Source organism: Rhodoblastus acidophilus (assembly GCF_025961575.1).
Classification (GTDB): Bacteria; Pseudomonadota; Alphaproteobacteria; order Rhizobiales; family Beijerinckiaceae; genus Rhodoblastus; species Rhodoblastus acidophilus_C.
Map to the genome: position 1 here is coordinate 107,423 of NZ_JAOQNX010000015.1, position 9,522 is coordinate 116,944.

Annotated in this window: 14 protein-coding genes; all 14 read left to right on the top strand. The window is 60.0% G+C overall.

The window, feature by feature from the left end; translation table 11 throughout:
- Positions 1–97 precede the first annotated feature (97 nt).
- The 14 genes from M2320_RS12340 to M2320_RS12405 all read left to right on the top strand — a co-directional run bounded on the left by M2320_RS12340 (position 98) and on the right by M2320_RS12405 (position 9,455).
- Positions 98–313, top strand: a complete 216-nt coding sequence (locus M2320_RS12340; protein WP_264597534.1) for a helix-turn-helix domain-containing protein — start codon at positions 98–100, stop codon at positions 311–313.
- The gene (locus M2320_RS12345) at positions 313–843 is read left to right on the top strand and encodes a hypothetical protein (RefSeq protein WP_264597535.1); all 531 of its coding nucleotides are present in this window, start codon (positions 313–315) and stop codon (positions 841–843) included. Before M2320_RS12340 ends, M2320_RS12345 begins: the two co-directional genes overlap by 1 nt.
- Complete coding sequence (locus M2320_RS12350) at positions 840–3,047, top strand: bifunctional DNA primase/polymerase (protein ID WP_264597536.1); 2,208 nt, start codon at positions 840–842, stop codon at positions 3,045–3,047. Before M2320_RS12345 ends, M2320_RS12350 begins: the two co-directional genes overlap by 4 nt.
- Before the next feature lie 266 nt (positions 3,048–3,313).
- Complete coding sequence (locus tag M2320_RS12355) at positions 3,314–3,730, top strand: hypothetical protein (RefSeq protein ID WP_264597537.1); 417 nt, start codon at positions 3,314–3,316, stop codon at positions 3,728–3,730.
- A gap of 235 nt (positions 3,731–3,965) precedes the next feature.
- Positions 3,966–4,658, top strand: coding sequence for a recombinase family protein (locus tag M2320_RS12360; RefSeq protein ID WP_264597538.1), 693 nt, complete (start codon positions 3,966–3,968; stop codon positions 4,656–4,658).
- A 177-nt stretch (positions 4,659–4,835) separates the two neighbouring features.
- Entirely contained in the window at positions 4,836–5,351 is a 516-nt protein-coding gene (locus M2320_RS12365) for a helix-turn-helix domain-containing protein (RefSeq protein WP_264597539.1), read from the top strand.
- 26 nt (positions 5,352–5,377) lie between these two features.
- A complete protein-coding gene (locus M2320_RS12370; protein WP_264597540.1) occupies positions 5,378–6,265 on the top strand; it encodes a tyrosine-type recombinase/integrase in 888 nt (295 codons plus the stop codon).
- Positions 6,266–6,351: 86 nt separating this feature from the next.
- The gene (locus M2320_RS12375; RefSeq protein ID WP_264597541.1) at positions 6,352–6,612 is read left to right on the top strand and encodes a hypothetical protein; all 261 of its coding nucleotides are present in this window, start codon (positions 6,352–6,354) and stop codon (positions 6,610–6,612) included.
- Positions 6,613–6,688: 76 nt separating this feature from the next.
- Positions 6,689–7,009: a hypothetical protein gene (locus M2320_RS12380; protein WP_264597542.1), complete on the top strand. Its 321-nt coding sequence runs from the start codon at positions 6,689–6,691 to the stop codon at positions 7,007–7,009.
- A 32-nt stretch (positions 7,010–7,041) separates the two neighbouring features.
- Positions 7,042–7,251 carry a hypothetical protein gene (locus M2320_RS12385; RefSeq protein WP_319801434.1) on the top strand — a complete coding sequence of 70 codons (210 nt, stop codon included), beginning with the start codon at positions 7,042–7,044 and terminating at the stop codon, positions 7,249–7,251.
- Between the two features lie 10 nt (positions 7,252–7,261).
- Positions 7,262–8,248, top strand: a complete 987-nt coding sequence (locus M2320_RS12390) for a tyrosine-type recombinase/integrase (RefSeq protein ID WP_264597544.1) — start codon at positions 7,262–7,264, stop codon at positions 8,246–8,248.
- A gap of 42 nt (positions 8,249–8,290) precedes the next feature.
- A complete protein-coding gene (locus M2320_RS12395) occupies positions 8,291–8,719 on the top strand; it encodes a helix-turn-helix transcriptional regulator (protein ID WP_264597545.1) in 429 nt (142 codons plus the stop codon).
- A 153-nt stretch (positions 8,720–8,872) separates the two neighbouring features.
- Positions 8,873–9,178 (top strand): hypothetical protein, encoded by a 306-nt coding sequence (locus M2320_RS12400; protein WP_264597546.1) that lies wholly within the window; start codon positions 8,873–8,875, stop codon positions 9,176–9,178.
- Positions 9,153–9,455, top strand: a complete 303-nt coding sequence (locus tag M2320_RS12405; protein ID WP_264597547.1) for a hypothetical protein — start codon at positions 9,153–9,155, stop codon at positions 9,453–9,455. The genes M2320_RS12400 and M2320_RS12405 overlap by 26 nt, the downstream gene beginning before the upstream one ends.
- Positions 9,456–9,522 lie beyond the last annotated feature (67 nt).

The following is a 9,522-nucleotide window of genomic DNA, read 5'->3' on the forward strand; positions in this document are numbered from 1 at the left end:
GGTGCTATTACTACGCTAGAAGTCACCTTCGACGTTGTTGACGTTGGCGACCATTTTCCGGTTGCGCCCATGGGGGCGAAAATCGGAGCCGTTCACAATGCCAGAGGTTTTGCATACCATCGAACCGGAGGCTTGCGCCCCCGACACCTTCGTTTCTGCCCAAGAAATCGCAGCCGTTACCCGCCTGTCGGTCAACACGATTCGCGCTCATTTTCCAAGCGTACGCATCGGGCGGCGCTGGCTCTTCGACCGCGCCAAGGCTGAAGCCCTCTTGGGTTACAAGCTCTCGCTCTCCGGCAAGGGGGCTCAGTAATGCAGACCATCGCTGTTGCGCCCGTCCTGCGCTTTCTCGCTGGATCGCCGGAGGAGGTGGAAGTCGCGTGCCCATATTGCAACCACAGCCATTTCCATGGCGCGGGCGATGGGCAAGTGACTGCCCATTGCCGCCGCCATCGTACGCGGGGCTATTTCATCAGCGGGACCGAAGAGGCCCGCGACCGCTGGGGGCGGCGGGAAAATCCCTTCCGCTCCGACGCCGAATTGGCCCAGTGGCTCGGATGGCGGCCCGGTTGGGGCGCGGTCCCGGTGCCTGTTCTCGCCGACGCGCTGGGGGATTTCATCGCCGAGAAGAGCGCGGACCCTGTCGCCATCCGGTCCTTCAGCCGTGAAGAGTTCCTCAGCTGGACGAATGAGGCGGAGTTCAAGGCCTTCTGCGTCGCGAACGTCGCCAAGGTGGGCTGCAAATCCGTCGCCGACCTTTTGTTATACGTGCTGAGCTGGCGCTGGGTCAGCGCCCGCAACAAGGCGCTCAGTCTGGCGGCTTTCCGGGAGTTGAGCGCGTGACCGGCGATCTGCAAAAACTCTTGGACGCGCTGCCCGGCGCGCGGTTGATCGGCTGCCCGCCGATGACCAAAGGGCCACGCTCGGCGAAGTGGCAAATGAACAGCAGCCGAGACCCGGCTGCTATCATGCCGGGCGAAAACGTCGGCGTTCACATCGGAGGCGAATTGGTCGTGATCGATGTTGAAGGGCCGGGCAAGGCCAACGAAAAAGCCCGCGCGGGGCTGGAGAACCTCGCGCAGGCTGAAGAGCGGCTTGGAGCGCTGCCGCCGACTTTGGAAACATTGACACCTTCGGGAGGACGTCACCTCATTTATATGGTCCCGGCGGTTCGGGCTTTCCAGCCGAAGGCCAAACTTCTTCATATGGAAGGAGTTGAGCTTCGCACGGGGGATCAGATTGTCATGGCCCCGCCGTCTCGGGTCCGCAACGCTGCCGGCGATGTCGTGGCCTATCGCTTCGCCGAGGGCCATGCGCCGGGGGAAATCGCCGTTGCGGAACTTCCCGCCGCGTGGGTGGACGCCATTCTGAAGGATGGCACGCCGAAACCTTCGACCCCTCGCGCCGATGACGCCGGCCCGAAGGAAAAGCGTCTGGTCCCGTTCGCACCAATCCGTGCCGGCTGCGCCTTCGTGGATTGGGTCTGGGGTGAGGGCGCGGCGGTGGCAAGCGAACCGGAGTGGTACGCCGCGCTGTCTTTCCTGCCCTGTTGCGAGGGTGGACGGGGCTTGGCCCATGAACTGGGCAAGGTTCATCCGGGATACAGCGCTGCCGAGACTGATGCGAAGTTTGACCACGCCGCCGACTTCCCCCCGCGCCGCTGCGACTACATCGCCGGGGAACTCGGCTTTGCCGGTTGCCAGCGCTGCCCGCTTCGCGGGACGATCAACAGCCCCATAGCTTTGGGCTTCACGAAAGAACACCTCGCGCGCGTTCAACGCGGCGTCGTCTACATCGCCGAAACCCGCCAGTATTTCGAGTTGTCCACCCGCCGCCGTTGGGGGCATGCCGAATACGCGGACTGGATCAAACACCAAGTTGGTCGTGGTCCGCATGACCAACTCACGCTGTCGAAGACCACCGGCAGAGTGACGCGCGCGGACTTCATCGCTGGTGACGACCGCCTGATTGTCGAGACGCCGGAAGGCCACGCCGTGAACCTCTGGCAGCGCGACGGCGTGACGCCAGTTGGTGGCGATGCGTCGCCGATCCTCGGCTTTATCGATTATCTCATTCCCGATCCGGCTTCGCGCTCGCATATCTTGGACTATCTCGCGCACCTGCTGCAACGTCGTGGCGTCAAGATCATGCATGGACTGATTGTGACGGGCGGTTTCGGCTCGGGGAAATCGACGCTCGGTCGCATCATTTCGGCGCTGTTCGGTAGAAACGCACGGACGATTCAGGGTGAGAAGCTCGCCAGTCGTTGGAATACCGAACTCGTTGATTGCGAGGTCTTGATTGCTGAAGAGGCCGCGCACGGCGAGAAATTCGAAGTTTCGGAAAGGATCAAGGACCTTGTAACACGCGATTGGTTTCAAGTTGAACAAAAGCATGTCGCCACGTTTGAGGGGCGGACGCCGAGGGGAATTCTCGTTAACAGCAACCATGAAGCCGCGTTGGTCGTGGCGCAGGGCGATAGGCGATGGATGGTCGTTGAAACGGTCGCGCGCGAGGCGGTTGCGTCGCCGGATTTCTTTCGCGACCTGAACGCCAAGCTGAACGACGGTGAGACGCTGCCGGCGTTCGCGCATTGGCTCATGCAGCGCGATTTGGCGAAGTTCAATCCGAACGTGGACCCGCCGATAACGGAAGCCAAGCGCGTGGCTATTGCTGCCAGCCGCACGCCGTTGGCGCAAGTCATCGCCGAGGGTATCGAGAGCGAGGAGTTGCCGTTTCATAAGGACATCGTCACGGTGGATGAAGTCGTGACGTACCTCAGCCGTAGCCGCTGGACGGTTGCCGGCGTCTCGCCGGAAAAGGTGGCGGGGGCGCTGCGCTCCCTCGGCGCTGTTCGTCTCGGACAAATCCGGTTGGCGGGTGGCGGAAGAACGCGGCCTTGGGTCATTCGCAATCGTGAGAATTGGCGTCCCGACGACACGGAAGGCTTGCGGGCTGAGCTTTCGAGCTTTCCGGCCCACCTGCCGAACGTTTACGCTCTTCCGTCGCCCATTTCACCAGTTGTGGCGGAGGCGGCGCGGCCCTGATCCGTCACACGTCACAGCGTCACAGTTGTTTAAACTTCGTTTCGTGTTTCGATTTCTCTCATGCTCCCGCCGCTAGCCGCACTTCTCCCGATCATTCTCTTATTTCTAATTTCTCTATTCAAACTGTGACAGGGTGTGACAAGAGAGATTAGTCTTTGTTCTAGAATCATTTTTCGCTGTCCCAGTTCTGTCACGGTTGCTCTTGAGCAACCGTGACACGGCAAAAACCGTGACACCTCCGCCTCAACTGGAGCCCCGTTATTAGAATGGTTCGAGAGTTGCCGCCGTTCGATATAGAGAAGATAGCTAATCTTCGGCCGTGGACGATTCTTTCAACAAAAGCGCTGGCGGGATTGTGGAGCGTTGATCCGTCGCTTCTTATCGTCCGCAAATATCGCGGTGTCGGGCCGCAGCCCCTCCCTGGCGAATGGGTCCGGGGCAACGTGACCGCCTACATGATCAGCGACGTGCGCCGATGGCTCGGCGATGCGCGAACTGATGTCGAGATGTTCGCCGAAGCCCTCGCGCCGATCTTGACCGCTGAAGAATCTGCATGCGAATCTACCGTCCGGCTTTTCGCGTGCTCAGAAGCATCGTCAACCGATTGCATCATAGGCGCAAGGTTCAGCGCGACGGGCAAGAAACAATACCTCGAATATATCCGTCAGCAAAGTTCGTTGTAATGATCCTATAACGCGCAAGTTTGGTGCGCGTGAATCTTGCTAAGTGGCCGAAACGCTCCTTTTCTATTACAAAAAAAGTGTATACCCATCCCATATGACTTAAATTTAGCTCTTGACAGTGTGATTCGCTGGACTCAGGATCATGCACAACACCAGTGCTGCACAGTGCTGGGGGCATGAAAGGAACCCTCAAAAGGTCGTTTGTGGGTTCCGAACAGAGATGAGCGAAGCGACTATGAACAAGCTGATTGCCTACTTCCGCGTCAGTACGGCGCAGCAAGGCCGCTCCGGCCTCGGTATCGAAGCCCAGCGCGAAGCCCTCGCGCGCTTCGCCGAGGCGGAGGGGTTCAAGATCGTCGGCGAATTCGTTGAGGTCGAAACCGGCAAAGGCGCTGATGCGCTGGCCCTCCGCCCGCAACTGTCCGCCGCTCTCGCCGAGGCCCGCTTGCACGGTTGCCCCATCGGCGTGGCGAAGCTGGACCGCCTGAGCCGTGACGTTCATTTCATCAGCGGCCTGATGGCGCACGGCACGCCGTTCGTTGTCGCCGAACTCGGCGCGAAGACGGACCCGTTTACCCTTCACCTGTTCGCCGCGCTCGCCGAGAAAGAGCGCGCCATGATCTCAAGCCGCACCAAAGCCGCCCTCTCGGCGGCGAAGGCGCGTGGCGTCAAGCTCGGCAACCCCAACCCCGTTGCTCATGCCGGCCTGAGCCAAGCCGGCACGCTCGGCGTCGCCGCCGTGAAGGCGTCCGCCTCCGCATTCGCCGCCCGCATCATGCCAGCCATTCGTGACGCCCAAGCCAATGGGGCTAAATCTCTGCGCCAGATCGCCGAGGCCCTCAACGAACGCGCCATTCCCACCGCGCGAGGCGGGCGCTGGGCCGCAACCCAAGTCCGCGACATCCTGAGCCGTCAGGTGGTCGCGTGAGCAAATGTCTCTGCCTGTCCAAGCTCGCCGATAGCGTCAGCATGAACCCGCGCGTACTGGCGTTCCTCGCCAGACATGGCGAGTTGCCTGCGCCCACGGTTGGCGACCGCTACCAACCCTGCGGCGTCATCCCAACAACCACCCTTGTTCAATGGATCGAGGAAAGGAGGCCTCGCAATGAGGCGACTGAAAACGATTAAGGAACTGGAGGCGCATTTGGGTATCAGCACCCACGCTATTCATGCGCGCATCCGCGCCGGCAAGATCGCCGGCGCGATCAAGATAGGGAAGCTTTGGTACTTCGGCCCGGAAGCCTTCGCCGCGCCGGAACCCGAGCCCGAGCCCGACAAGTCGCCGAAGATGATGAATGCCACTGAAGTGGCGGCGTTCTTGAACATCAGCCCAGCGACCGCCGTCCGCCGGATCAAAAATGGTGAAATGCCCGGCGCTTTTCAGGTTTCGAAGCACCGCTGGCGCGTCGATAGCGCCGCTCTCTCTCAATGGATCAGCGAAAATTCGACCAAGGAACTGCGCCAATGCAAATCAAACTCTACACCCGTCCAGAGTCGCCTTATTGGTACGCCGAAGTTGAAGCTGGAGGCGTTCGCCAGCGAATTTCAACCTATGTCCGCAGCAGCCCGAAGCTTCGTGGAAAGGCTATCGAGGTTGCGGAGCAGCGCGCAGCGGAGTTAGCCGAAGCAGCGCGCCGAAGCGAAAGCGTGACCCTCAGCCAAGCCACCATAGCGTTCTTGAACGACGGTGCGGGATTGGAGGCAACCACGCTGAGAAACTATACGCGTAGGTTGGCCGGCGCTGTCGATATGATCGGCCCTGACCGCCTCTTGATGGACCTGACGCCCGATCTGTTGCGCGACTTTGTCGCCATGCGAGCGCGCGAAATCTCGGGAATTCAGGTCAGGCACGAACTCACCGCGCTGGGCTCCGTCGTGGCTTACGCCGCCGAGCGTCGCTTTCCTGGCGCTCCGTCCACAAACCCCTGTCGTGAGGTCCCCAAGAAATCGCTCGCCAAGGCTCAGCAAAAGCCCCGTTGGCTCAAGCCCGAACAAGTCCGCGCCATCCTTGAGCAGGCCCGGCGCTCGCCGTTCTGGACGGCGTTCCTTGGGTTGATCCTTGAAACCGGGATGCGTCATGAGGAAGCATTGGGCTTGCAGTGGTCAGAGGTTGACTTCGTTGAAGGCGTTATCAATCTCGGCGCAGCCCGTGAGAAAACGAAGCGGGGCCGTATCATCCCGTTGACCAAGCACGCCCGGACCATCCTCGCCGGCATTTTACGCTATGAGCGGTCACCATGGGTTTTCATTAATCCAAGGACCGGCAATCGGTATGTATCAATCTGGAAAAGCTGGGGAAGTTTACGCCAGCGGGCCGGAGTTCCTGAAGGCCGCATTCACGATCTACGGCATACCTTCGCCTCCCTGACCCGACAGAACGGCATGAGCCGTGAAGACCGCATGGCGATCATGGGCCACACCTCCGAGGCGTCTCATGAAATCTACGCCAAGGGGTCCGTTAAGTCGCTCTCCGACGCGTTGGAGGCAAACAGGCCCTTGCTGAAGCTTAGCAAGAAACCCGAACATTCTTCATAGGTAAGAAGGTCTTTGTGTAGTCCCACATGTGAACCCAATCACGTATGCTCTATGTGTCGTAATAATGCGACCTTAGGAAATTGAATATGTTGAACGCGCAAGAACTGAAAACACTGAATATCACAGGTGTTATGCTGAAACAAAGTGAGGCCTTGTTCGATGGCCTTGCTGAAAAACTCTCTGGCCATTCCGGGTGCCAGTGGGGATACGTCGGTTGTCGTCTCGGGATCGTTCAGAACTCGTTCCTCGTGGCGGCGGCGCTGCTGTCCGATCTGTGCGTTGACGTCGAAATGGCCTTGGACGCGGAAGCGTGCCGATCTGAAGATGAGAGCGGCGACGAAAAGTAACAGGTAAGCACAAGCAGCGCGACCAGCCGGAACTGGGGGCGCAATTTTCCTAAATTCCAATTTTAGGGGAATGCAAATGCAATCGAACAAAATTTCCACCCTCGCCGCCCGCCTGAAGGCCTCCAAGGAAGCCTACTTGGAAACTGAACGCTCGCGCGGCGTAGACGCCGGGCGCGCATGGGCTATCGAATACGCTGACTATGAGGACTTGTTGGGATTTCATGATTGCGCGTTCAAGGCCCAAACGCTCGGGTACTCATCCCAGGTCCTTTTGGACTGCTTTCCTCAGGCCGGGGATATCGATTATTTTTTCGGTGACGCGGCCGATGTGTCGGACGAATACGTTCACGGCTTCGTGGCCGGGGCGATCATGGCCTGCGTTGAGGCTCAATACTGAAAATGCGCACGAACGCCCTCCCTCCCGGCTCCATGCCGCGCGGCCTGAACCGAGTTCAGGCCGCGCAATACGTCGGCGTCTCGCCCTCTCTTTTTGACCAGATGGTTCAGGACGGGCGCATGCCGCGACCGAAGCGCATCAACCGCCGGAACGTGTGGGACCTGCGCCGGATCGATGAGGCCTTCGCCGCCATCGATGACGACAACGAAAAACCCTCTTCCTCATGGTCCGATGTGAATTGAGGCCGCAGCCATGAAGTTTACAAGGCGCATCAAGTACGTGGTCGAGGATGTCGACCGTCACGGCAACGTGCGCCTGTACTTCCGCGTCAAAGGACGCCCGAAGGTCCGTCTGCCCGGCCCTCCAGAGTCGCCAGAATTCCAGAAAGCCTACGCTGACGCCTTGGCGGGCAAGACCGCCCCCAAGGCGGAGGCCGCGCCAGCCGAGCGCCACCCGCGTGGCTCACTCGGCTGGCTCTTCGAACAATATTACCGCTCGCCGGAGTTCGGGAACCTCAAGGCCAGCACCCGCTCTGTTCGTCGCCGAGTGCTTGAGCCTTGGGCGGAGAAGGGCGGCGCGCGTCCATTTTCGGAACTGTCTCCCGTCGATATACGCCGCTGGCGCGACGCCAAGCGCGACACGCCGGAGGCCGCGAACAACCTGCTCAAGTTCCTGAAGGTCGTCTTTTCGTGGGCGATTGAGCGCGGCCTTGCAGTCAGCAACCCGGCGCGGGACGTGAAGAAGTTTTCCTCCGACAGCGAGGGCCATCACACTTGGACCGTCGAGGAAATTCGCCAGTATGAAGCCCGCCACCCGATTGGCTCCAAGGCCCGGCTGGCGTTGGCGCTGTTGCTGTTCACAAGCCAACGCCGCTCTGACGTGGTCCGTCTCGGGCCGGCTGACGTGCAGGACGGCTTCATATCGTTGAAGCAGGAGAAGACCGGCGCGCGGCTCGAACTGCCCGTGTTGCCGCAGTTGCAGGTGATCTTGGACGCCACGCCGTGCGGGGCTGAGACGTTCCTTCAAACCGAGTACGGCAAGCCGTTCACGTCCAATGGTTTCGGCAATTGGTTCCGCGACCGTTGCAACGAGGCGGGCCTTCCGCAATGCAGCGCGCACGGCCTTCGCAAAGCTGCTGTGACCATCGCCGCGCACAACGGCGCGACCGCACACGCCAAGTTCGGCGAAGCCAGCACCGCCACCAACAAGGCGAGCGCCAGGGTGCTGGCTTCGCCGTAACGCCGACCCTTTCTCAATGGATCGAAGACCGGAGGCCCGACGATGGCACAACCAAAGAGCATCAATGAACTTGCGGCGCACCTCGGCATTACCCGACAGGCTCCTTCCCAAGAACCAGAACAAAAACCCACGCCCAAGCAGACAAGTATAGCAATACCGAAATTCATTCGGCTGTCCAAACTGATTGCTCAGCTCGGTGTTTCACGCCGTGTCGGCTATTATTGGGCGAAGCAAGGACTTTTGCCCGGAGCGGTACAGTTGAATGGCGCATGGCTCGTCGAAGAAGCTACCGTCTCTGCTTGGATCAGGGATGGTCAACAAAAGATGATAAATCCCCCGGAGCCCATCATCTCTCCCAATTGGTATCCCTCCGCCCGGCCAGAATATATACCCACGTCCCGCGTGGCCCAAGAACTCAAACAAGAGCTATTGAAGCGGCGGAAGCGTCGCGAGGCCGCGAAATCTCGGTGATAACCGCTGCTGTTTGATCCATTAAACATCGCCCCTCCCCCCGGTCTTGTGGGGGCGGCGGCAGCACTTCTTCCATAAGAAGAATGTTTTTCAATAGTTTACCGACCAAAAGCGGTCGGGCATGGTTCGAGGGCTGATTAAGGAAAGGACCGAATGCGCCGCGCCAACCAACGCGAGATTTCGCCCCGGCTGCTGACGAAACAGCAGGCGGCAGAATATTGCGGTTTGAGCTTAGCGACGTTCTCGGCAGTCTGTCCCGTCGCCCCTCTCGCCATGCAGCGCCTCGCCGATGGCACGTCAAACAAGCGCCTTGAGCGCTTCGACGTGCATTTGATTGACGAGTGGTTGGACAAGCTGTCGCAAGCAGATGGTGCGCTGTCCAGCTGTGACGATTGGCTGTCGCGCATGGATAAAGCCGATGACGGGAACAAGAATGACGGTTCGCATGCGCGGAATTAAGCGCTATCGACACCCCAAGACCGGTATTGAATACTGCTATCACCGCGCGACCAAGACGCGGATAAAAGCGCCATTCGGAACCCCTGAGTTCATCGAAGAGGTTCGGACGCTAGACGCAAACCACGCCGTTGCGAAGGCAATCCCCGGCAGCCTTGGCGTCTTGGTGGACGAATTCCGTAAGTCGCCAGACTGGACCGTCATCAAGCCGGCGACGCGCACCAGCTACGACCGCGTGTTTGATGTCCTTAACTGCCCGTTGCCGAAGAGCGCTGTCTGATCAACTCCCTTCGGGAGCGACGCGCCAGATGATTGCGGCGATTTCGCCGTGGATGGAGGTGACGATG